The sequence below is a fragment of the Streptococcus sp. SO4 genome, from assembly GCF_030440055.1.
In the GTDB taxonomy this organism is placed as follows: Bacteria; Bacillota; Bacilli; order Lactobacillales; family Streptococcaceae; genus Streptococcus; species Streptococcus nidrosiense.
Genome location: NZ_JAQFJI010000008.1, coordinates 34,697 through 57,277, shown reverse-complemented (window position 1 = coordinate 57,277; position 22,581 = coordinate 34,697). Strand labels below are relative to the sequence as shown.

Genomic DNA, 22,581 nt, shown 5'->3' with positions numbered 1-22,581 from the left:
TGAAAACAAAATAATTTAAACATCATTGTAAATTAAAAGGAGTGGTTATGGATCATATTCTCTATCAAGTTCAAGACGATTTAGCGATATTAACTTTAAATCGTCCTGAGGTGGCCAATGGTTTTCATATTCCTATGTGTCAAGAAATTCTAGAAGCATTGGAATTGGCTGAAAAAGATGATTCGATTTCGTTTATTCTTATTAATGCTGCCGGCAAAGTCTTCTCTGTTGGGGGCGATCTAGTAGAAATGAAACGTGCTGTCGATGAGGATGATATTGCCTCCCTTACCCAAATCGCGGAGTTGGTAAATACGATTTCTTATAAGATTAAACAAATCCCTAAACCAGTCATTATGGAGGTGGATGGAGCAGTTGCTGGGGCAGCGGCTAATATGGCTTTGGCAGTTGATTTCTGTATTGCTTCTGACAAAGCTAAATTCATCCAGGCCTTTGTAGGTGTGGGCTTGGCTCCAGATGCGGGAGGTTTATTCTTGCTTACACGATCACTTGGTGCGACTCGGGCAACGCAATTAGCTATGACGGGTGAAGCTTTCACAGCAGAAAAAGCACTGGAAGCTGGAGCAGTCTATCGTCTTTGTGCTAGTGATCAATTAGAAAAGACAAGAGAGCAACTATTGAAGAAGTTGAGACGAGGTTCTTCTAACTCCTATGCTGCTATTAAGAAGTTAGTCTGGGAGAGCGAGTTTAAGCAGTGGCACGAGTATGCACAGCTAGAATTGGAATTGCAAAAATCTCTATCTTATACGGAGGATTTCAAAGAAGGTGTTCGTGCACATTCTGAGAGAAGACGTCCAAAATTTATCGGAAAATAAAAAAATACTTGCACAATTCTTTGAAGTTTGATATACTTTTTTTGTCAAATGTTTTGATAGTTAAACTTTTTTGATAAGGGAGGGAAGAGAATTGGACTACCAACGGATCAATGACTATTTAACATCTATTTTTAATAACGTCCTGGTGATTGAGGAAGTGAGTTTGCGAGGTAGTCGTTTCAAGGACATCTCTATCAAGGAAATGCACACGATTGATGTGATTGGTAAGTTTCCAGATGTGACACCAAGTCAAGTGTCCAAAGAGTTGATGGTAACTCTAGGAACAGTGACAACTAGCTTGAACAACTTGGAACGAAAAGGTTACATCGAACGCTTACGTTCAGATCAGGATCGTCGTGTAGTACATCTTCATTTGACCAAGAAAGGTCGACTCGTACATCGTCTCCATAAACGTTTCCACAAGGCCATGGTCGAAAGAATTATCGAAGGCATGAGTCCAGAGGAAATGGACGTCATGAGTAAAGGTTTGACCAATCTTTATCAATTTTTGGAGGATTTGAAATAATGGCTTTTGCGAAAATAAGCCAGGTTGCTCATTATGTACCAGAGCAGATTGTCACAAATGAGGATTTAGCTCAGGTTATGGATACGAGTGATGAATGGATTTCAAGTCGAACTGGGATTAAGGAACGTCGCATTTCTAAGGCAGAATCAACAGGAGATTTGGCAACGGCAGTTGCAAAACAACTCCTAGAGAAGTCAGGGATTTCTGCTGAAGAGTTGGATTTTATCATTCTAGCTACGATGACACCTGACTCGATGATGCCTTCAACAGCCGCTCGTGTTCAGGCTAAAATCGGCGCTCATAAGGCTTTTGTCTATGACTTAACAGCTGCCTGTAGTGGCTTTATCTTTGCCCTATCAACTGCAGAGAAGTTTATCTCTTCAGGAGCTTATCGTAAGGGTCTAGTTATCGGTAGTGAAACCATGTCAAAAGCTTTAGACTGGTCGGATCGCTCAACTGCTGTCCTATTTGGAGATGGAGCTGGGGGCATCTTGTTAGAAGCAAGCGAAGAGCCACATTTCCTAGCGGAGAGTCTCAATAGCGATGGTTCGCGTAGTGAGTGTTTGACCTTTGGACAGACTGGTTTAACTTCACCATTTTCAAATCAAGAAAAGCCCGATGCTTTCTTGAGAATGGATGGCCGAGCAGTTTTTGATTTTGCGATTCGAGATGTTGCGAAGTCTATAAAAAATACCATAGAAGAGAGTCCTCTGTCGGCAGAAGAACTAGATTATCTCTTGCTTCATCAAGCTAATATCCGCATTCTAGATAAGATGGCTAGAAAGATCGGTGTAGATCGAGACAAGCTTCCTGCCAATATGACCAAGTATGGAAATACCAGTGCGGCAAGTATTCCGATCCTATTTTCAGAGTGTGTAGAGGAAGGGCTCATTCGTTTGGATGGTAGCCAAAAAATTCTCTTGTCAGGCTTCGGTGGAGGTTTGACATGGGGCACGCTTATTGTTACAATTTAGGTAATCATGTGGTGAACACATTGTTATAAAAACTATTTATTTTAAAGGAGTCTATCATGGCAGTATTTGAAAAAGTACAAGAAATTATCGTTGAAGAACTTGGGAAAGACGCATCAGAAGTAACACTTGAATCTACTTTTGATGATTTGGATGCAGATTCATTGGACTTGTTCCAAGTGATCTCAGAAATTGAAGATGCTTTTGATATCCAAATCGAAGCTGAAGATAACTTGAAAACAGTTGGCGACTTGGTTGCTTACGTTGAAGAGCAAACAAAATAATTAAAATAAAAGAAGAAGGAGTAGGGGGAACCCGCTCCCTCTTGTTTAGGTAATAGTTTGACTGTCAAATTATAATGTAGTCGAACTATTACGTAAGCAAGACGTATGGAGGCACTATGAAAACACGTATTACAGAATTATTGAATATTAAATATCCTATCTTCCAAGGTGGAATGGCTTGGGTTGCAGATGGTGACCTTGCTGGAGCTGTTTCAAAAGCAGGTGGTCTCGGTATCATTGGTGGAGGAAATGCTCCTAAAGAAGTGGTTAAGGCTAATATTGATAAGATTAAATCATTAACAGACAAACCTTTTGGTGTCAACATTATGCTTCTGTCTCCATTCGTTGAAGATATTGTCGACCTTGTGATTGAAGAAGGAGTTAAGGTAGTCACAACTGGCGCAGGAAACCCAAGTAAATACATGGAGCGATTCCATGAAGCGGGGATTACCGTTATTCCTGTAGTTCCTAGTGTTGCTTTGGCGAAACGCATGGAAAAAATCGGTGCAGACGCTATCATTGCAGAAGGTATGGAAGCAGGAGGACACATCGGTAAACTAACAACTATGACCCTGGTTCGTCAAGTTGCAGCTGCTGTTTCTATTCCTGTTATCGCTGCAGGAGGTATTGCAGACGGTGAGGGAGCTGCCGCTGGATTTATGCTTGGTGCAGAAGCCGTGCAAGTGGGAACTCGTTTTGTAGTTGCTAAAGAATCAAACGCCCATCCAAACTATAAAGCTAAAATTTTAAAAGCTCGTGATATTGATACAACGATTTCGGCACAACATTTTGGACACGCAGTTCGTGCCATTAAAAACAAATTGACTCGTGATTTCGAGCAAGCTGAAAAAGATGCCTTTAAACAAGAAAATCCAGATTTAGAAATCTTTGAACAAATGGGTGCAGGAGCCTTAGCTAAGGCTGTTGTCCATGGGGATGTGGATGGCGGTTCAGTGATGGCCGGCCAGATTGCAGGTTTGGTATCTAAAGAAGAAACTGTTGAAGAAATCTTAAAAGATATTTACTACGGTGCAGCTGAGAAAATTCAAAAAGAAGCCGCTCGATGGGCAGGAGTTACAAGAAATGACTAAAACAGCCTTTCTATTTGCAGGTCAAGGAGCCCAGTACCTTGGAATGGGACGTGAACTATACGACCAATATGCTATCGTCAAGGAAACAATTGACCAAGCTAGCCAAGTATTAGGCTATGACCTCCGTGACTTGATTGATAATGATGAAACAAAGCTACATCAGACTCGTTACACGCAGCCAGCTATTTTAGCTACATCAGTTGCTATTTACAGACTATTAAAGGAGAAAGGTTACCAGCCTGATATGGTGGCAGGTTTGTCTCTTGGAGAATATTCTGCCCTTGTAGCTAGTGGTGCCTTGGATTTTGAAGATGCAGTAGCTCTAGTTGCTAAACGTGGGTCTTATATGGAAGAAGCAGCACCAGCAGGATCAGGGAAAATGGTAGCTGTGCTTAATACACCAGTTGAAGTGATCGAAAAAGCTTGTCAAGAAGCTTCTCAACTTGGTGTTGTAACTCCAGCTAACTACAATACGCCGAGTCAAATTGTTATTGGTGGGGAGGTAGCTGCAGTAGATCGTGCAGTTGAACTTTTGCAAGAAGCGGGAGCAAAACGTTTGATTCCGCTCAATGTTTCTGGACCTTTCCATACAGCTTTATTGGAATCTGCAAGTCAAAAACTAGCTCAAGCCTTAGAAGATGTTGAGTTTTCTGACTTTGCTTGTCCACTTGTTGGAAATACAGAAGCGAAGGTCATGGAAACAGAACGAATTGCAGAACTCTTAACTCGTCAAGTTAAGGAACCCGTTCGTTTTTATGAGAGTATTGCAGTCATGCAAGAAGCGGGTGTCACTCGTTTTATCGAAGTTGGCCCTGGTAAAGTCTTGTCAGGATTTGTCAAAAAAATTGATAAAACAGCTCAACTTTCTAATGTGGAAGATCAAGCAAGCTTACAAGTACTCTTAGAAAATTAGACTAATGTGGTAGAAGTTCTGAAAGGAGAAAAATGAAACTAGAACAGAAAAATGTCTTTATTACAGGCTCAAGTCGAGGAATTGGTCTTGCCATTGCTCATAAATTTGCTAGCTTGGGAGCTAACGTTGTCTTGAATAGTCGTGGTGAAATCTCCGAGGAGCTTCTAAACGAGTTTAAACCATATGGGGTCAAGGTACTTGCTATTTCTGGTGATGTCTCAGACTTCACAGATGCAAAACGTATGGTAGACCAAGCCATTGAAGAGCTGGGTTCAGTTGATGTCCTCGTTAATAATGCTGGGATTACTCAAGATACTCTCATGCTTAAGATGACGGAAGAAGATTTTGAGAAGGTCTTGAAAGTCAATTTGACAGGGGCTTTCAATATGACACAATCAGTCTTAAAACCGATGATAAAAGCTCGCGAAGGAGCTATCATCAATATGTCTAGTGTTGTTGGTCTGATGGGAAATATTGGTCAAGCCAACTACGCTGCTTCCAAGGCTGGTTTGATTGGATTTACTAAATCAGTAGCACGTGAAGTTGCTAATCGCAATGTTCGCGTCAATGCCATTGCTCCAGGAATGATCGAATCAGATATGACTGCAGTTCTATCTGATAAGGTGAAAGAAGCCATGTTGGCACAAATTCCGATGAAACAATTTGGCCAAGTTGAGCAAGTCGCAGAGGTGACAGCCTTTCTTGCAAGTCAAGATTATCTAACGGGACAAGTCATCGCAATTGATGGTGGACTAACCATGCAATAAGAGTTAAAATAGAGGTATAAAAATGAAACTAAATCGAGTAGTAGTAACAGGTTATGGATTAACATCTCCGATTGGAAACACACCAGAGGAATTTTGGAACAGTCTAAAAAATGGAAAGATTGGAATCGGTGAAATCACTAAGTTTGATCACAGTGCTTTTGACGTTCATAATGCGGCAGAGATCCAGGATTTTCCGTTTGATAAATACTTTGTAAAAAAAGATACCAATCGTTTTGATGACTATTCTTTGTATGCCTTGTATGCAGCTCAAGAAGCAGTGAACAATGCTAATCTTGATGTAGAGACTCTTGATAGAGACCGCTTTGGTGTCATCGTTGCATCAGGTATCGGTGGGATTAAAGAAATCGAAGATCAAGTACTTCGACTTCATGATAAGGGACCAAAACGTGTAAAGCCATTGACACTTCCAAAAGCTTTGCCAAACATGGCGGCAGGGAATGTTGCTATGCGCTTTGGAGCAAATGGTATCTGTAAATCTATCAATACAGCTTGTGCTTCATCAAATGATGCTATCGGGGATGCCTTCCGTTCTATCAAATTTGGTTTCCAAGATATCATGCTGGTTGGTGGTTCAGAATCATCTATTACTCCATTTGCGATTGCTGGTTTCCAAGCCTTAACAGCTCTTTCAACAACAGAGGACCCAACTCGTGCTTCTATTCCATTTGATAAGGATCGTAATGGATTTGTCATGGGTGAAGGATCAGGTATGTTGGTTCTTGAAAGTTTAGAGCATGCTGAAAAACGTGGTGCAACTATCTTAGCTGAAGTTGTTGGTTACGGTAACACTTGTGATGCCTACCATATGACTTCACCACATCCAGAAGGACAAGGTGCTATTAAAGCTATCAAACTTGCCTTGGAGGAAGCTGAAATCACACCAGACCAAGTAGCCTATGTCAATGCTCATGGTACCTCAACTCCTGCTAATGAAAAGGGAGAAAGTGGAGCGATTGTAGCTGTTCTTGGTAAGGAAGTACCTGTATCTTCAACGAAGTCATTTACAGGACACTTGCTAGGTGCAGCTGGTGCAGTTGAAGCAATTGCAACAATTGAAGCCATCCGTAACAACTATGTTCCAATGACAGCTGGAACAACAGAATTATCAGACTACATTGAAGCAAATGTTATTTATGGACAAGGCTTGGAACGTGAAATTCCTTATGCTATCTCAAATACTTTTGGATTTGGTGGGCATAATGCAGTTCTTGCTTTCAAACGTTGGGAGAATAAGTAAAGATGAATTTAAATGAAATCAAAGACTTGATGGCGCAGTTTGACCAGTCGAGCTTGAGAGAATTTTCTTATAAAAATGGAACGGATGAGTTGGTCTTCAGTAAGAATGAAGCAAAACTTGTTGCAGAAGCAAGTCCAGCACCTGCACCTACAGTTGCACCACAAGCTCCAACTTCAACACCAGCTGCAGAAGCAGTTTCAGAATCAAGTGTTACTGAATCTGTAGCTGAAGGAGATCTAGTAGAGAGTCCACTTGTCGGAGTTGCTTACTTGGCTGCTGGACCAGACAAACCTAATTTTGTTTCAGTCGGTGATACTGTTAAAAAAGGTCAAACCTTGGTCATCATCGAAGCCATGAAAGTTATGAACGAAATTCCAGCACCTAAAGATGGTGTTGTAACAGAAATTCTAGTTGAAAATGAAGAAATGGTTGAGTTCGGGAAAGGCTTGGTACGTATCAAATGATTGATATTCAAGGAATTAAAGAAGCTTTGCCTCACCGCTATCCTATGCTCTTAGTGGATCGTGTTTTGGAAGTCAGTGAAGATACAATCGTTGCCATTAAAAATGTGACGATTAACGAACCTTTCTTCAATGGACACTTTCCAGCCTACCCTGTGATGCCAGGTGTCTTGATCATGGAAGCTTTGGCACAAACAGCAGGTGTTTTGGAATTATCAAAACCTGAAAACAAAGGGAAGCTGGTCTTCTACGCTGGTATGGACAAAGTTAAATTTAAAAAACAAGTTGTTCCTGGTGATCAGCTTGTCATGACAGCAACTTTTGTCAAACGTCGTGGCACAATCGCCGTAGTAGAAGCGAAGGCAGAAGTAGATGGTAAGCTTGCAGCAAGCGGTACTCTGACCTTTGCTATTGGAAACTAGGGAGGTTTTCCATGTTTCGTAAGATTTTAATTGCTAATCGTGGTGAAATTGCTGTTCGTATTATTCGTGCGGCACGAGAGTTAGGAATTGCAACAGTCGCTGTCTATTCGACTGCTGACAAGGAAGCTCTCCACACGCTTTTGGCTGATGAGGCTATCTGTATCGGCCCTGGGAAGGCTACAGAATCTTATCTGAACATCAATGCCATCCTATCAGCTGCGGTCTTGACTGAAGCTGAAGCTATTCACCCTGGATTTGGATTTTTAAGTGAAAATTCCAAATTTGCAACCATGTGTGAAGAAGTCGGTATCAAATTTATCGGACCATCAGCTCGTGTAATGGATATCATGGGTGATAAAATTAACGCCCGTGCTCAAATGATTAAGGCTAATGTGCCCGTCATTCCGGGTTCAGATGGAGAAGTTCATACTGCAGAAGAGGCCCTCACTATTGCCGAAAAAATTGGTTATCCAGTTATGCTGAAAGCTTCAGCTGGAGGTGGTGGTAAAGGGATTCGTAAGGTTGAAAAGGCAGAAGACCTTGTGTCAGCCTTTGAAACAGCCTCTAGTGAAGCCAAAGCCAACTTTGGTAATGGAGCGATGTACCTAGAGCGTGTGATCTATCCTGCTCGCCATATTGAAGTACAGATTCTTGCTGACCAGATGGGTCATGTTATTCACCTTGGTGAACGTGACTGTTCGCTGCAACGGAATAACCAAAAGGTTTTAGAAGAAAGTCCTTCGATTGCTATTGGAAAAACCCTTCGTAATGAAATTGGTGCAGCGGCAGTTCGTGCAGCAGAGTCTGTTGGTTACGAGAATGCTGGGACCATTGAATTCCTGCTAGATGAAGCAAGTGGTAAATTCTACTTTATGGAGATGAATACGCGTGTCCAAGTGGAACACCCGGTAACCGAATTTGTATCTGGTGTGGATATTGTCAAGGAACAAATCCGTATCGCAGCAGGTCAACCTTTGACCTTGAAGCAAGAAGATATTGTTCTAAAAGGACATGCTATTGAGTGCCGTATCAATGCGGAAAACCCAGCCTTTAATTTTGCACCAAGTCCAGGTAAGATTACCAATCTTTATCTACCGAGTGGTGGTGTCGGCTTGCGTGTTGACTCTGCAGTTTATCCAGGTTATACCATTCCGCCATACTATGATAGTATGATTGCTAAAATTATTGTTCATGGCGAAAATCGTTTTGATGCTCTCATGAAAATGCAACGAGCTCTTTATGAACTCGAAATTGAAGGGGTTGTCACCAATGCTGATTTCCAACTCGACTTGATTTCAGATCGTCGGGTGATAGCAGGGGACTACGATACTTCATTCTTGATGGAAACTTTCTTACCACACTATCAAGAAAAACAATAATGTAATACTCTTCGAAAATCTCTTCAAACTGCGTCAGCTTCGCCTTGGATTATATATGTGACTGACTTCGTCAGTCTTATCTACAACCTCAAAGCAGTGCTTTGAGCAACCTGCGGCTAGCTTCCTAGTTTGCTCTTTGATTTTCATTGAGTATAAAAATAGTATAAGACTGAAAAGGGGGATGTATGGCTCTATTTAGTAAAAAAGATAAATATATTCGAATCAATCCCAATCGTTCGACTGTAAATCAACCTCAGATCAAGCCAGAGGTTCCAGATGAGCTCTTCTCCCAATGTCCAGGTTGTAAATATACGATTTACCAAAAGGACTTGGGGAGTGAGCGTATATGCCCTCACTGTGGCTATACCTTCCGTATTTCAGCTCAAGAGCGTTTAGCTTTAACCATTGATATGGGTACATTTTTGGAAATGTTTAAAGGGATTGAGACCCAGGATCCTTTGAATTTTCCAGGCTATCGTAAAAAATTGACTTTGATGCGTGAAAAGACAGGTCTTGATGAGGCTGTTGTAACAGGAACAGCTTTGATTAAGGGAGAGAAGGTTGCCCTTGGCATCATGGATTCTAACTTTATTATGGCGTCAATGGGGACAGTTGTTGGTGAGAAAATCACTCGCTTGTTCGAATATGCGACCGCTGAAAAATTACCTGTCGTATTGTTTACAGCTTCTGGCGGAGCACGTATGCAGGAAGGAATCATGAGCTTGATGCAGATGGCCAAAATCTCTGCCGCAGTCAAACGTCATTCCAATGCAGGTCTCTTTTATCTGACAATCCTTACAGACCCGACGACTGGAGGAGTAACAGCTTCCTTCGCTATGGAAGGGGATATCATCTTGGCAGAACCCCAAAGTTTGGTAGGTTTTGCTGGACGCCGTGTGATTGAAAATACAGTAAGAGAAGATTTACCAGAAGATTTCCAGAAAGCAGAGTTTCTTCTAGAGCATGGCTTTGTAGATGCAATTATTAAACGGCGAGAATTGCCAGATACGATTGCTCGATTAGTAAGGTTACATAAGGGGGATTGTTGATGAATATTGCAAAAATCGTCAGAGAAGCACGTGAACAAACCCGCTTAACTGCCTTGGACTTCGCAACAGGAATTTTTGATGATTTTATTGAGCTGCATGGGGACCGCTCCTTCCGTGATGATGGTGCTATTATTGGTGGTATCGGTTGGTTGGGAGACCAAGCAGTGACTGTTGTTGGAATCCAAAAAGGTAAAAGTTTACAAGATAATCTTAACCGTAACTTTGGTCAACCTCATCCTGAAGGTTACCGAAAAGCCCTTCGTTTGATGAAGCAAGCAGAAAAGTTTGGTCGTCCAGTTGTAACCTTTATCAATACTGCGGGTGCCTATCCTGGTGTAGGAGCAGAAGAACGTGGTCAAGGTGAAGCCATTGCACGTAACCTCATGGAAATGAGCGATCTTAAGGTGCCAATTATTGCCATTATTATCGGTGAAGGGGGCTCTGGTGGAGCTCTAGCTCTAGCAGTAGCTGACCGTGTTTGGATGCTAGAAAACTCTATCTATGCAGTTCTCAGTCCCGAAGGCTTTGCTTCTATCTTGTGGAAAGATGGCACGCGTGCCATGGAAGCAGCTGAGTTGATGAAAATCACTTCACATGAACTTTTGGAGATGGAAGTCGTAGATAAGGTTATTTCAGAGAGAGGCCTCTCTGCCAAAGAGCTGCTAGCTCGTGTAAAAAATGAACTTCAAACAGAAATTGAACAATTAAAACAATTACCGTTGGAGAAACTTTTGGAAGAGCGTTATCAACGCTTTAGAAAATATTAAAAAGACAGCTAGAACTAAAAAAGGTTCTAGCTTTTTGGTTTCTCTCAAAAATTCATTTCAGGATTAAAAATTGACAGTTGAGGAAATGGGCAATAAAATAAGATAAAAAAGATGTATACTATAGATGTAAGCTTACAAAAATTTATTTTTAAGGAGGTACTTGAAATGACAGGTACAGATACATTTACAGTTCTTTCAATGGAGGACTTAGAACAAGCCTCAGGTGGTGTTATGGTTTGGTTGGCCGGTGATAGAGATTGGTCTTGGCCCTATGCGTATAGTATTGCAACAGATCAGAAAACTATACTTGCTGATATAACTAGACGTGCTTATGGAGTTGGCTTTTGATACATTAAAGGAGTGAGTATGAAAAAACTAGGGCATTTGGGAGTCTTCATCTTACTGGTATTTTTATCGATTTATCTACCAGAGTTAGGGATTATGCATCTGACTAAGTTTTTAGGATGGGGGATAGATGGTTATTCTATCTTTTTAACAGTTGAAGTAATAGCTCTTTTGCTATTATTTATCTACTGGCTCAAGAAGAAAGAGATGCTCTATATTTTTGAAAAAAAGGGTTCAAAGAAGTCAAGATTCTTTTACCTTGTAGTTGGTCTAGTGGCTACTTATTTTGATCGTCAATTGGTGGATGCTTTTCAGTTACAGTTTCATCACTTAATTGATAACAAGTATATCTTTCAAGACTTTCTTTCAGTCCTATACTCCAATGGGCAACCAACTTTTCTATCAACTGTTCTCAGTTTTAGTTTAACAGTAGTCGTCGGACCTATATTGGAGGAACTGATTCATAGAGGGTATTTTATGAATACCTTCTTTCCAAACTCCAAGTATTATCTGGATGTTATCTTATCAGCCCTTATCTTTGGAATCAGTCATTTGGTGTTTTCCCATCGCGATCCTATCAGTTTGATCATTTATAGTTTAGGCGGTCTCTTCTATGCCCTGGTCTATCGTTGGACAAAGAACTTAAAAATTACCATCCTATGCCATAGTTTTTTCAACTTTCTCACTTATGCCAAGCCCATCTGGATATTTGTTTATAATTATGTCTATTACCACTTTTTTAGATAGTGGAAGGCAAAGAAAAAAGTGTTTGATAATTGTCAAACACTTTTTCTATATTATTTAATCTTCTTCTGTCACAAATTGACTAAGGAGTCCATTGATGAAACGGGCTGACTTTTGATCTGAAAAGCTCTTAGCAAGTTCAATCGCTTCGTTAACAGCTACGAGTTGAGGAGTATCAAATGAAGTGATTTCAAAAACTCCTAGGCGTAGTAAATTCTTTTCTACCAAAGTCAGACGATCGATGGTCCAACCAGTTTTCAAATGTTGAGTGATTTGTTTGTCCAGATCATCCTTTTTAGCTTGGACACCAGAAACGAGCTCTACAAGGAAGTTAGGAAGTTGAACGTCTGTATCTTCGCGATCATGTGTGTAGGCGAAGCGACAAGCAGTTTCTAGATCTGAACCAAATTCAAGACTCATCAAGGCTTGGAAAGCACACTTACGTAGTTCACGTCTAGATTCTAATAATGGACTAGTCATTGAGGAAGTCCTCGTCGAATAAGTCTTTCAATTCTGGTTTTGGTGTTTTATCTGGAACGATACCTGCAACGTGAATGTTGACAGCAGAGATTTCAACATCAGCCATGTTACGGACAGCATCCTTAACAGCTTTCTGGATAGCCATAGCAACCTTAGGAACTTTGACACCGTACTCTAGGTAGAGATAGATATCAGCTGTGAGCTCATCGTTTGCTTCTTTTAGATATACGCCACGACCAAGAGAAAGTTTTGAAAGGGTGTCAGATACTGATTTGTTTGAAAAAGAGTGTACGCCTTCAACTTTCGCAGTTGCAATAGCAATGATTTTTTCAAGTACACGTGGGGCGATGACGATTTCGCCAAGTTGTTCTTCAATTCCCATAGAATGACCTCTTTCTAGTTTCTAGAGATTAGGCGCGAGAAACGTAAGTTCCTTCTGCAGTGTTGATAATCAATTTTTGACCTGCTTCGATGAAGTCTGGAACGTTTACAACAAGACCAGTTTCCATTGTTGCTGGTTTACCAGAACCGGTAACAGTAGCACCTTTAATAGATGGTTGTGTTTCAGCAACTGTCAATTCAACAGTAGTTGGTACAGTCACACCGATTACTTCAGTTCCGTAGAATTGGATTTTTACATCTGAGTTTTCAAGGATGTAAAGCAATTCGTTTTCAACATTCACAACAGGAATTTCGTATTGGTCGTACGTTTCTGTATTCATGAAGTAAGCTGTGTCGTCCATTTTGTACAAGTATTGAGCTGGAACTGTTTCGATGATCGCTTGCTCAAATTTTTCTTCTGGGCGGTAGCTTGTTTCAAAAGTTGAACCAGTACGGACATCACGCAATTTCATACGCATGATAGTGTTTCCTTTACCTGGTTTGTGGTGGCTAGCTTCCAAAACGCGGATCAATTTTCCTTCAGCTGTTTCAAAAGTCATACCAGCCTTTAGTTTACTTGCTTCAATCATGATTTTACCTCTTTAATAAATAGTTTACTCTTTATTGTACCATAAAATGCAATAATTCTCAAATATCAGATGAGCTTGAATTAGTTGACTGGTACGATATTTCCTTCTTCATCTTTGGTTACGAGAACATACTTACCGTCTACCTCGATGTAAAAGTTCTTGCTTGCAGTTTGCCCGTTATTTTGAACAGGGGCTTGAGTTTGGGCTTGTTGGTTGAGTTGACCACCAAGTGTTTGTCCTAGGTTCATTCCCATAATCATGTTCATACCATTGCCATTGCCTTCATTGTTAGCAGCAGCGATGAGAGCTTCATTACGAGCACGACGTTCTTCAATCTCAATCGTATTGTACTTCATAGCGACAAGCTCGCTATCAAGCTTACGGACAATATCTAAGCTTTCTTGATCATAGCTCAAATCTTCAAGCAGGATGTTGGTTGTTTCAATCCCATAAAGTCCAGCCCACACCTTGTTAACTTCTTGTTTAGCTAGCTCATTGAAAGTATCTTGATTGGCATTAAGGCTATAGATATCTACCTTGTTTTCATTGGTAAATTTAGCAATTGCAATGGCAATCTTTGGTGCGATATTTTGTCGGAGTGTTCCTTGAGCTACATTTTGTAATGTAAAGGCTTTATGGTCTTCAATTTGTTGACTGATGGAGCTAACATAGAATAGGACTGGATCAGCAACTTTGATATCAAACAAGCCATAGAAACGGATGTTGAGCAGTTGTTGATAACGTTCACTGAAATATTCTACAGCATTCTGTGTACCGAATTTATTTCCGGCAACGGGTTGCATACGAATAAAGATGATTTCTTGTTGGGTAATGACTTGACCGCCAAAAGAGAAGCGGTTTTTGAAGTTTTCCCAAGTACCCTTTATACCACCTTTTTCAAGGAGCCAGGCATTATCTCCTGAACGCCATTCGTGGCTACCAGCTTCTAAGACATCTCCAAGGAAGGTACCGTTGTTCACTAGAATAGCGACATAGCCTTGAGGCACAATGACGACACTACCATCTGTTAGTAGTCCAGTGTTTTGATTGCTTTGTCTAGATTTACCATCTGGATCTTTTGAAAGAAGTTGGCCTTTAATGGCCAAAGCATCGGCTGTTAGGTTATTTGGAAGTACGATAGCTTCTTTAAATTTGCTATCGTTGAAACTATTAAGCCCTGAAGATAGAGCGGCACGAATAAATCCCATAATTTCCTCCTAATTATAAAGTTCGTCTTCATCCACAACATCGTAGGTATCGAGTACCCATTGGTTTGGACTACGTGTGAGCTCAGCTCCGCAGTATTCACATTGGCTAATAGCTGAGATTTTCAATGGTGCACCACAGTTTGGACAGTGGTCGCTAACAGCTTCATCTTGAACACTGTTTTCGGTTTGGCTACCATGTTTGCGGATGAAGTTCATTTGATAGACTGTAAACAAGTCCTCTTGAGGATCACCTTCGATGACACGTTTGCTTTGGTCTTCAATGACATAGTCTCTGAGTGTAGATGACAAGATAACAACAAGGGTATCGTTACCATCAGGATTTTCATAGAAATCTTTGATGCGGATATTTTCAACATAGACTTTTTCTAAAACATTGGTTGTTTTTGCCCGAATATGATCTTCGAGTTGTGTACTATGTTGGGAATAGAGACTAGTACTTTCGAGAGAGCGAACCAAATTCCAATCCTTTTTAGTCCAGGCTGCCTGCAACTGAATATAGACTTCTTTAACCCATGAAGCGAAGGCATCAGCATCAAAGTTTGGATCGCCATATTTGATACGACTAACAGCTAGTGTGTTGTGTTCTACTCGACGATGGCTAGGTGGATTATATCCAGTTGAACTACCGTAAGACTTGCCAGAAGATGAATTCAGGTCGTTTAGATATTTGATGAACATGTAGAGTAAGAAACCTCCAACACCAAACATGATAAGCATGTTCATACCAGTACCTAAAGAACCACCTGAACTAGAGGAGCTACTTCCAGAGCGATAGCTACTTTTATAAGAGGAGCTGCGACTTGAGCTACTGCGGCTGCTACTTCTTGAACTGCTTCGGCTAGAGCTACCACTTCGCGAATGGCCAACGCCAGCATCAATTGAGTTAAATGGTGTGAAGAATAACAACAATAAACAAGTGGCGAGAAGAGTATATAACTTTTTCATATGTCTCCTAACTATGTGAGTATAAAAATAGTTTTTGCTAAATTTTATGTCTATAAAGAGTTTTGGAGTTTTATAGTTTTATTTTCAATAAACCACCCTATAATCCAACCAAATACGAGTATATAATTCTCGATAGCACCAATTGCATTAACAGGAGAATGATATTCAATAAAATTTAACAAATGATTTGTTCCTATTCCTATACCACCAATAATGAGGGCAAGAAGGGCAATTCGCAGGTAAAACCAATCGTACTTAATATTAACGGCAAGAATAATAATTAAGACAGCTAGATTCCAAATTCCAATTTCTCTTTGCCATCCTGCAGAAATACCGTAACCAGAATGCTCTCCCATATATGATGGAAGAAAGATTTGTAGAATAGAAGCACCCAACATGGCGACAATAACTAAAATAAATAGTACTCGTAAAAATTTGTTCATTTATTCTCCTTATTCTATTTTTTAGTAGAAAAGGCTATTAACAAAAGTATATTTACTCGTTCTCTTTCAACTTAGCCAATTCTTGGGCAAGTAGTTTAAGGGCTACTTGTGGGTTGGCTTGGCCTTTGGTTGCTTTCATAAGGAATCCTGTGAAGGCCTTGTCTGCGTTACGTTTGCCTGACTTGAAGTCGGCAACAGCAGCTTCGTTATCCGCAAAGACTTGATGAATAATTGGAATCAAAACATCAGGATCTGAGATTTGCACCAAACCAGCTTTTTCAACGTATTCACGCGCTCCGCCGCCATTTTTAGCTAGGTGAACAAAGACTTTCTTGGCAATCTTAGATGAAATCGTACCATCTTCGATGATAGCAATCATTTCAACCAAGTTTTCAGGTGTCAATTCGATTTGTTCCAGTGTCTTACCTTCGGCGTTCAAGAATTGAGCGACTTCACCTTGGAGCCAGTTAGAAACTTGTTTAGCATCGCCACCGAGGGCGACAGCTTTTTCAAAGAAATCAGAAGTGACTTTATTGGCAGTCAACTGACTAGCATCGTAGTCTGATAGACCAAGGTCAGATACGTAGCGAGCACGGCGTTCTTTTGGAAACTCTGGCAATTCAGTACGCATTTCCTCAATCCACTCATCTGAGATTTCAAAGAGTGGTAGGTCTGGCTCTGGGAAGTAGCGGTAGTCTGCAGCCCCTTCCTTGACACGCATGAGTATAGTTGCCTTGTTCGCTTCATCATAACGGCGTGTTTCTTGGCGGATTTGACCACCTGAACGAAGGATTTCAGCCTGACGTTGCACTTCGTATTCAAGACCTTTACGAACGTTTGAGAAGGAGTTGAGGTTCTTCAACTCAGTCTTGGTACCAAATTTCTCTTGACCATAAGGACGAAGCGAGATGTTAGCATCCACACGCATAGAACCTTCTTCCATCTTAACATCAGAGATACCAGCATATTGGATCACTTCCTTGAGGGCTGTTAGATAAGCGTAGGCTTCTTCTGGTGAGCGCATGTCGGCTTCAGATACAATCTCAATCAATGGCACGCCTTGACGATTAAGGTCGACATAAGAGAAACCATCTGTACCGTGGGTGTTCTTACCAGCGTCTTCCTCTAGGTGAGCACGCTCGATACCGATTTTCTTAGTTGTACCGTCTTCTAGCTCCACTTCAATCCAGCCGTTATAACCGATTGGCTCATCAAATTGAGAAATTTGATAGGCTTTAGGATTATCTGGATAGAAGTAGTTCTTACGGTCAAAGTGCATCTTCTTATGGATGTCCATGTTGAGGGCAAGAGCTGCCTTGATACCAGCGTCGACAACACCCTTATTGAGAACTGGCAGTACGCCAGGGAAAGACCAGTCAATCACATTTGTGTTGGCATTTTGGTCATTTCCGAAGTGGGCAGAAGTAGGTGAGAAGATTTTTGAATTGGTGTTGAGCTCTACGTGGACTTCAAGTCCAATGACTGTTTCAAAGTTCATTAGTTATCACCTCCAAAAATCACGGGTTGTTGTTTGTGGTAGTCTGTTGTTGCTTCAAAAGCAGCAGCAGCTTGGTAGATAGTCTCTTCTGAGTATTTAGGACCAATCAATTGGAGCCCGACAGGTAGACCTTGAGCAAATCCTGCAGGAATTGAAATTCCTGGTAGACCAGCCAAGTTGACTGGGATGGTCAAGAGGTCAGCCAAGTACATGGCAACTGGATCGTGGTTGAGTGAATCCAAATCAAAGGCCACGCTTGGAGCTGTTGGACCAAGGATGAGATCGTAATCTGCAAAGACTTTTTCAAAATCTTGGATGATGAGGGTACGAACTTGACCAGCCTTCTTGTAGTAGGCATCGTAATAACCTGATGAAAGGCTGAAAGTTCCAAGCATGATACGACGTTTCACTTCATCACCAAATCCTTGGCTGCGAGTATTAACGTAAATCTCGTCCAAGTTTTTAGCATCTTCAGCACGGAAACCATAGCGGATACCGTCAAAACGTTGCAAGTTTGAAGAAGCTTCAGATGAAGCGATGATGTAGTAAACTGCAACCCCGTATTTAGAGTGTGGAAGGCTGACTTCTTCTACAACTGCACCAAGTTTTTCAAAGTGCTTAGCGGCGTTGAGGATAGTTTCTTTAACTTCTGGGTCAATCCCTTCACCAAGGTATTCCTTAGGCAAAGCAATTTTCATGCCCTTGATGTCTTGTCCGATTTTTGAAGTAAAGTCGGCAATGCGGACAGGAGCAGAAGTAGAGTCTTTAGCATCTTGGCTGGCAATAGCATTGAGCAAGAGCGCATTTTCCTTAACAGTTGGAGCGAAAGGTCCAATCTGGTCTAATGAACTACCAAAGGCAATCAGACCAAAACGTGAAACTGTTCCGTAGGTTGGTTTGAGACCGACAATTCCGTTGAAGGCAGCCGGTTGGCGGATAGATCCACCTGTATCAGAACCAAGAGACAAACGGACTTGTCCTGAAGCTACAGAAGCTGCGGAACCACTAGATGATCCACCGGGAACCTTGCTGTGGTCCCAGGCATTTTTAGTTGCACCGTAGTAAGATGTTTCACCAGAACCACCCATGGCAAACTCGTCCATGTTGGTTTTCCCAACAACGATCATGCCCTTAGATTTTGCATTGGCAACAGCTGTCGCATCAAAGATTGGCTCGTAGTTATAAAGCATTTTTGAGGCTGCAGTTGTGAGGATGCCGTCTGTAGAGATATTATCCTTAACTGCTAGCGGAATTCCTGAAAGGACATTGTCAGCGTCAATTCCAGTTTCGTCAATAGCTTTAGCTTGAGCAAGAGCTTGATCTTCAGCGATAGTGACAAAGGCATTGATAGCTTCTTCACGCGCCTTGATATCGTCAAGTGTCGCTTGGGTAAGTTCTGTTGCTGAAATTTCCTTAGAGACAAGGAGATTGTGCAAGTCTTCAATGGTTTTATTGTTAAAAGTCATTAGGCATCTCCTCCATCGTCTAAGATAGCTGGTACCTTGATGTAGTAGTTATCTTTTTCAGGTACGTTTTTAAACAAGCGATCACGGTCTGTTCCTTCTTCAGCCACATCAGGGCGGAGTACGGTCTTGCGGTCGGCCATAGTCGTAGTTGGTGCGACACCAGTTGTGTCAACTTCGCCTAGCAACTCAACCATGTCAACAATTTTAGACAAGGTAGTCGCAAAGGCGGCAGTTTCTTCTTCTGAGAATTTTAATTTTGAAAGATTGGCAACGTGTGTTACCTCTTCTTGCGTAATTTTCATCTTGCATCCTTTCGTGAAATGATGATTATTTATCTGTTCTATTTTACCATATTTTCCTATAAATAAGGTAAGTCAAGTTGAAAAGAAGTAGAAATTGAAAAAAGGATTTTAATTCGATATAATGGTTGAAAATAGAAGCAAGAACAGCATTGGTTTTTAGTCGGCAAACAAGATGGAGACATTTACCGATTCGAATAAGTTAAGGAGAACATATGACAATTTGGGATTTACTTTTTACTAGTAAAAAAACAGTTTCTCCAGACTTGGGGACATGGTACATTTTGTTACCGACTTCTTTGCTAGTCATAGCTGCTCTATCAATTCGCTATGCCTCCTTTAAACCTTATCGAGATTTTTGGTATTGGGGTCAATTGATTCAATTACTGATTATCAACGCTTGGTATATTGCTGTGCGCCTGCCCCTGTCTGAGGCTCTCCCTTTTTACCATAGTCGCATGGCTATGTGGATGATTCTTTTTGCCCCTAATAAGACCTTTTTCAAACAATACTTTGCCTTGGTTGGAGTATTTGGTTCTATTATGGCTTTAGTTTATCCAGTTTTTTATCCGTTTCCTTTCCCTCATGTTTCCTCGGTCAACAATGTTTTCGGACACTGAGCCCTCTTGGCTAACTGCTTGATTTATCTTATTAGATATTATAAAGTTGAAAAAGGAGATGCTTGGAAAATATGTCAGATGACCTTTGGTGTCAATGCAATTATCTTTCTAGCCAACCTCTTGACAGGAGGGAATTATGGCTTTTTGAGTAATCCCCCTGTGATTGGGGATCATAGCGCCTTGGTTAATTATTTGATAGTAACCAGTCTGATGACAGGGATTCTCGTCCTCATCAATCAATTTGTTAAATACAAACATCAGAATAGTTAGCGAACAACTGAATTTATTGTTTTAAGGAGATTTTATGCATCATTTTATTACAAGAACCCAAACCACACCGCCTCCTATTCCCATTTTTTGGTACGGTGTCATGATAGGCCTTCTTGCACTGCCTATCTATGGATCTCTTACTTACTACAAAAATCCCAAATTTGTTCGATTATTTAAGTGGATTCAAATAGCGCAACTGCTAGCTCTTTACACTTGGTATATTGGTTTTGGCATTCCATTTTCAAATAGTCTGCCTCTTTACCATTGTCGTTTAGCCATGTTCGCAGTTATCTTCCTACCAGACAGATGGAAAACCAAGCAGTATTTTGCCCTTATGGGAGCTAGTGGAGCAGTATTTGCCTTGGGTTATCCGGTTTTTGATCCCTATGACTTTCCGCATATTACCAGTTTTTCATTCTTGATTGGACATTATGCTCTCCTGGTAAATTCACTTGTCTATCTCATGAACCACTACGATAAGACCCTGCTTAAAAAGTATCGAATCATCGTCTACACTTTTGTTCTTAATCTTTTTCTAGTTGGAGTCAATCAAGTGACAGGTGGAAACTATGGGCTTTTGAATACCACGCCTTTTATCCCAGATGCTCCTATTTGGATAAAATATCTGTTGGTTTCAATCATTCTATCTTCAGCCTTGGTGCTCTTTGATATCTTGTTTAAGAAACGCTGGCAAAAGAAAATGGCACTAGAATCAACTCTTTCATGATTTAGATTGTAAGCTAAAAGAAGATATAGAATTTGAGTCGACCAATCACAAAATATAAATTACAACATCCATTATTTAAAAGCAAGTCTATTATAGAGACCTGCTTTTTCTTGTGTAGGCGATTGAAAAACTCTCTAAAATCCGATATAATGGAGTGTTGAAAGGAATTTTAGGGTCCAATGTAACAAAGAGCGATTAGAAATTCAAATAATTCAAAAAAAGTAAAAAGAAAGAGAAGTTATGAGTATTCAAGAAGAAATCAAAAAACGTCGTACCTTTGCCATCATCTCCCACCCGGACGCTGGTAAAACGACTATCACTGAGCAATTGCTTTACTTTGGGGGAGAGATTCGTGAGGCAGGTACTGTAAAAGGGAAGAAGACAGGAAACTTTGCTAAGTCTGACTGGATGGATATCGAGAAACAACGTGGGATTTCGGTAACCTCATCTGTCATGCAGTTTGACTACGATGGCAAACGTGTCAATATCCTAGATACACCAGGGCACGAGGACTTCTCAGAAGATACTTACCGTACCTTGATGGCGGTGGATGCGGCTGTCATGGTTGTGGACTCTGCCAAGGGTATCGAGGCCCAGACCAAGAAATTGTTTGAGGTTGTCAAACATCGTGGTATTCCAGTCTTCACTTTTATGAACAAGCTTGACCGTGATGGCCGAGAGCCACTAGACCTCTTGCAAGAATTGGAAGAAGTCTTGGGCATTGCTAGCTATCCGATGAACTGGCCGATTGGGATGGGGAAAGCTTTTGAGGGACTCTATGACCTTTACAATAAACGCTTGGAACTTTACAAAGGGGATGAACGCTTTGCTAGTCTGGAAGATGGGGACAAGCTATTTGCTAGCAACCCATTCTACGAGCAAGTCAAGGATGATATCGAACTCTTGCAAGAAGCTGGAAATGAATTCTCAGAAGAAGCCATCCTTGCGGGTGAATTAACTCCAGTATTCTTCGGTTCAGCTCTTACTAACTTTGGAGTACAGACCTTCCTTGAAACCTTCCTCAAGTTTGCTCCAGAACCACACGGTCACAAGAAAACAGATGGCGAAATTGTGGATCCTTACGACAAGGATTTCTCAGGATTTGTCTTTAAAATCCAAGCCAACATGGACCCTCGTCACCGTGACCGTATTGCCTTTGTCCGTATTGTCTCTGGTGAATTTGAGCGTGGTATGAGTGTTAATCTTCCTCGTACTGGTAAGAGTGCTAAACTATCAAATGTTACTCAGTTTATGGCGGAGAGTCGTGAGAATGTCACTAATGCCGTAGCAGGGGATATTATCGGAGTTTACGATACTGGTACTTATCAGGTGGGAGATACTTTGACAGTTGGGAAAAACAAATTTGAATTTGAACCACTGCCAACCTTTACCCCTGAAATCTTCATGAAAGTTTCTGCTAAGAACGTTATGAAGCAAAAATCCTTCCACAAGGGAATTGAGCAATTGGTTCAAGAAGGAGCTATTCAGCTTTATACCAGCTACCAAACAGGTGAATATATGTTGGGTGCCGTTGGTCAATTGCAGTTTGAAGTCTTCAAACACCGTATGGAAAATGAGTACAATGCAGAAGTCGTTATGAGCCCAATGGGTAAAAAGACCGTTCGCTGGATTAAACCAGAGGATTTGGATGAGCGTATGTCTTCAAGTCGAAACATCTTGGCTAAAGACCGCTTTGACCAACCTGTCTTCCTCTTTGAAAACGACTTTGCCCTCCGCTGGTTTGCGGACAAGTATCCGGATGTAGAGTTAGAAGAGAAGATGTAACTCAGTACCAACAATTGGAACTAAAGTTCCTAATTGTT

26 protein-coding genes and 1 pseudogene are annotated in these 22,581 nt (G+C 41.0%); 18 read left to right on the top strand and 9 right to left on the bottom strand.

All coding sequences use genetic code 11. From position 1 onward, the window contains the following. Positions 1-47 precede the first annotated feature (47 nt). The 15 genes from PCY08_RS06070 to PCY08_RS06000 all read left to right on the top strand — a co-directional run bounded on the left by PCY08_RS06070 (position 48) and on the right by PCY08_RS06000 (position 11,813). Positions 48-833 carry an enoyl-CoA hydratase gene (locus tag PCY08_RS06070; RefSeq protein WP_301559765.1) on the top strand — a complete coding sequence of 262 codons (786 nt, stop codon included), beginning with the start codon at positions 48-50 and terminating at the stop codon, positions 831-833. Between the two features lie 91 nt (positions 834-924). Beyond that, positions 925-1,359: a MarR family winged helix-turn-helix transcriptional regulator gene (locus tag PCY08_RS06065; RefSeq protein ID WP_000386343.1), complete on the top strand. Its 435-nt coding sequence runs from the start codon at positions 925-927 to the stop codon at positions 1,357-1,359. Further along, complete coding sequence (locus PCY08_RS06060) at positions 1,359-2,333, top strand: beta-ketoacyl-ACP synthase III (RefSeq protein ID WP_301559764.1); 975 nt, start codon at positions 1,359-1,361, stop codon at positions 2,331-2,333. Before PCY08_RS06065 ends, PCY08_RS06060 begins: the two co-directional genes overlap by 1 nt. A gap of 56 nt (positions 2,334-2,389) precedes the next feature. Beyond that, on the top strand, positions 2,390-2,614 hold the full coding sequence (locus tag PCY08_RS06055) for an acyl carrier protein (protein ID WP_000257840.1): 225 nt from the start codon (positions 2,390-2,392) through the stop codon (positions 2,612-2,614). A 116-nt stretch (positions 2,615-2,730) separates the two neighbouring features. Further along, positions 2,731-3,705 (top strand): enoyl-[acyl-carrier-protein] reductase FabK, encoded by a 975-nt coding sequence (fabK, locus tag PCY08_RS06050; protein ID WP_301559763.1) that lies wholly within the window; start codon positions 2,731-2,733, stop codon positions 3,703-3,705. Beyond that, positions 3,698-4,618 carry an ACP S-malonyltransferase gene (gene fabD, locus PCY08_RS06045; RefSeq protein WP_301559762.1) on the top strand — a complete coding sequence of 307 codons (921 nt, stop codon included), beginning with the start codon at positions 3,698-3,700 and terminating at the stop codon, positions 4,616-4,618. Before fabK ends, fabD begins: the two co-directional genes overlap by 8 nt. Before the next feature lie 32 nt (positions 4,619-4,650). Next, on the top strand, positions 4,651-5,385 hold the full coding sequence (fabG, locus tag PCY08_RS06040) for a 3-oxoacyl-[acyl-carrier-protein] reductase (RefSeq protein ID WP_301559761.1): 735 nt from the start codon (positions 4,651-4,653) through the stop codon (positions 5,383-5,385). Positions 5,386-5,407: 22 nt separating this feature from the next. Continuing rightward, positions 5,408-6,643 (top strand): beta-ketoacyl-ACP synthase II, encoded by a 1,236-nt coding sequence (gene fabF, locus PCY08_RS06035; protein ID WP_045763683.1) that lies wholly within the window; start codon positions 5,408-5,410, stop codon positions 6,641-6,643. 2 nt (positions 6,644-6,645) lie between these two features. After that, positions 6,646-7,107, top strand: a complete 462-nt coding sequence (gene accB, locus PCY08_RS06030; RefSeq protein ID WP_301559760.1) for an acetyl-CoA carboxylase biotin carboxyl carrier protein — start codon at positions 6,646-6,648, stop codon at positions 7,105-7,107. Further along, a complete protein-coding gene (fabZ, locus tag PCY08_RS06025; protein ID WP_006145014.1) occupies positions 7,104-7,526 on the top strand; it encodes a 3-hydroxyacyl-ACP dehydratase FabZ in 423 nt (140 codons plus the stop codon). Before accB ends, fabZ begins: the two co-directional genes overlap by 4 nt. Before the next feature lie 11 nt (positions 7,527-7,537). Further along, entirely contained in the window at positions 7,538-8,905 is a 1,368-nt protein-coding gene (accC, locus tag PCY08_RS06020; RefSeq protein ID WP_301559759.1) for an acetyl-CoA carboxylase biotin carboxylase subunit, read from the top strand. Between the two features lie 185 nt (positions 8,906-9,090). After that, positions 9,091-9,954, top strand: a complete 864-nt coding sequence (gene accD / locus PCY08_RS06015) for an acetyl-CoA carboxylase, carboxyltransferase subunit beta (RefSeq protein ID WP_301559758.1) — start codon at positions 9,091-9,093, stop codon at positions 9,952-9,954. Beyond that, complete coding sequence (locus tag PCY08_RS06010) at positions 9,954-10,721, top strand: acetyl-CoA carboxylase carboxyl transferase subunit alpha (RefSeq protein WP_223140612.1); 768 nt, start codon at positions 9,954-9,956, stop codon at positions 10,719-10,721. The genes accD and PCY08_RS06010 overlap by 1 nt, the downstream gene beginning before the upstream one ends. A gap of 165 nt (positions 10,722-10,886) precedes the next feature. Next, positions 10,887-11,069, top strand: coding sequence for a hypothetical protein (locus PCY08_RS06005; protein ID WP_301559757.1), 183 nt, complete (start codon positions 10,887-10,889; stop codon positions 11,067-11,069). An 18-nt stretch (positions 11,070-11,087) separates the two neighbouring features. Next, the gene (locus tag PCY08_RS06000; RefSeq protein WP_301559756.1) at positions 11,088-11,813 is read left to right on the top strand and encodes a CPBP family intramembrane glutamic endopeptidase; all 726 of its coding nucleotides are present in this window, start codon (positions 11,088-11,090) and stop codon (positions 11,811-11,813) included. Between the two features lie 54 nt (positions 11,814-11,867). Here the strand turns inward: PCY08_RS06000 and nusB are convergent, their stop codons facing one another. The 9 genes from nusB to gatC all read right to left on the bottom strand — a co-directional run bounded on the left by nusB (position 11,868) and on the right by gatC (position 19,144). After that, complete coding sequence (nusB, locus tag PCY08_RS05995; protein WP_049503062.1) at positions 11,868-12,290, bottom strand: transcription antitermination factor NusB; 423 nt, start codon at positions 12,288-12,290, stop codon at positions 11,868-11,870. After that, entirely contained in the window at positions 12,283-12,672 is a 390-nt protein-coding gene (locus PCY08_RS05990) for an Asp23/Gls24 family envelope stress response protein (protein ID WP_049503061.1), read from the bottom strand. The genes nusB and PCY08_RS05990 overlap by 8 nt, the downstream gene beginning before the upstream one ends. A gap of 28 nt (positions 12,673-12,700) precedes the next feature. Next, the gene (gene efp / locus PCY08_RS05985) at positions 12,701-13,261 is read right to left on the bottom strand and encodes an elongation factor P (protein ID WP_000568646.1); all 561 of its coding nucleotides are present in this window, start codon (positions 13,259-13,261) and stop codon (positions 12,701-12,703) included. A gap of 80 nt (positions 13,262-13,341) precedes the next feature. Then, positions 13,342-14,469, bottom strand: coding sequence for an SPFH domain-containing protein (locus PCY08_RS05980; protein WP_301559755.1), 1,128 nt, complete (start codon positions 14,467-14,469; stop codon positions 13,342-13,344). Between the two features lie 9 nt (positions 14,470-14,478). Beyond that, positions 14,479-15,435, bottom strand: a complete 957-nt coding sequence (locus tag PCY08_RS05975; protein ID WP_301559754.1) for a zinc-ribbon domain-containing transport protein — start codon at positions 15,433-15,435, stop codon at positions 14,479-14,481. A gap of 50 nt (positions 15,436-15,485) precedes the next feature. Beyond that, positions 15,486-15,878, bottom strand: a complete 393-nt coding sequence (locus PCY08_RS05970) for a hypothetical protein (RefSeq protein ID WP_045763692.1) — start codon at positions 15,876-15,878, stop codon at positions 15,486-15,488. Between the two features lie 52 nt (positions 15,879-15,930). After that, positions 15,931-17,376, bottom strand: a complete 1,446-nt coding sequence (gene gatB, locus PCY08_RS05965) for an Asp-tRNA(Asn)/Glu-tRNA(Gln) amidotransferase subunit GatB (RefSeq protein ID WP_301559753.1) — start codon at positions 17,374-17,376, stop codon at positions 15,931-15,933. Then, positions 17,376-18,842 (bottom strand): Asp-tRNA(Asn)/Glu-tRNA(Gln) amidotransferase subunit GatA, encoded by a 1,467-nt coding sequence (gene gatA, locus PCY08_RS05960; RefSeq protein ID WP_223140616.1) that lies wholly within the window; start codon positions 18,840-18,842, stop codon positions 17,376-17,378. Before gatA ends, gatB begins: the two co-directional genes overlap by 1 nt. Continuing rightward, a complete protein-coding gene (gene gatC, locus PCY08_RS05955) occupies positions 18,842-19,144 on the bottom strand; it encodes an Asp-tRNA(Asn)/Glu-tRNA(Gln) amidotransferase subunit GatC (protein ID WP_000705411.1) in 303 nt (100 codons plus the stop codon). The genes gatA and gatC overlap by 1 nt, the downstream gene beginning before the upstream one ends. A 212-nt stretch (positions 19,145-19,356) precedes the next feature. On the opposite strand from gatC, the pseudogene PCY08_RS05950 reads away from it, so the two are divergent. The 3 genes and pseudogenes from PCY08_RS05950 (at position 19,357) to PCY08_RS05940 (ending at position 22,543) form a co-directional block, all read left to right on the top strand. Next, positions 19,357-20,031 (top strand): annotated as a pseudogene (locus tag PCY08_RS05950) (TIGR02206 family membrane protein). Between the two features lie 34 nt (positions 20,032-20,065). Beyond that, on the top strand, positions 20,066-20,758 hold the full coding sequence (locus tag PCY08_RS05945) for a TIGR02206 family membrane protein (protein ID WP_045763696.1): 693 nt from the start codon (positions 20,066-20,068) through the stop codon (positions 20,756-20,758). A gap of 240 nt (positions 20,759-20,998) precedes the next feature. Then, a complete protein-coding gene (locus PCY08_RS05940; RefSeq protein WP_045763697.1) occupies positions 20,999-22,543 on the top strand; it encodes a peptide chain release factor 3 in 1,545 nt (514 codons plus the stop codon). Positions 22,544-22,581 lie beyond the last annotated feature (38 nt).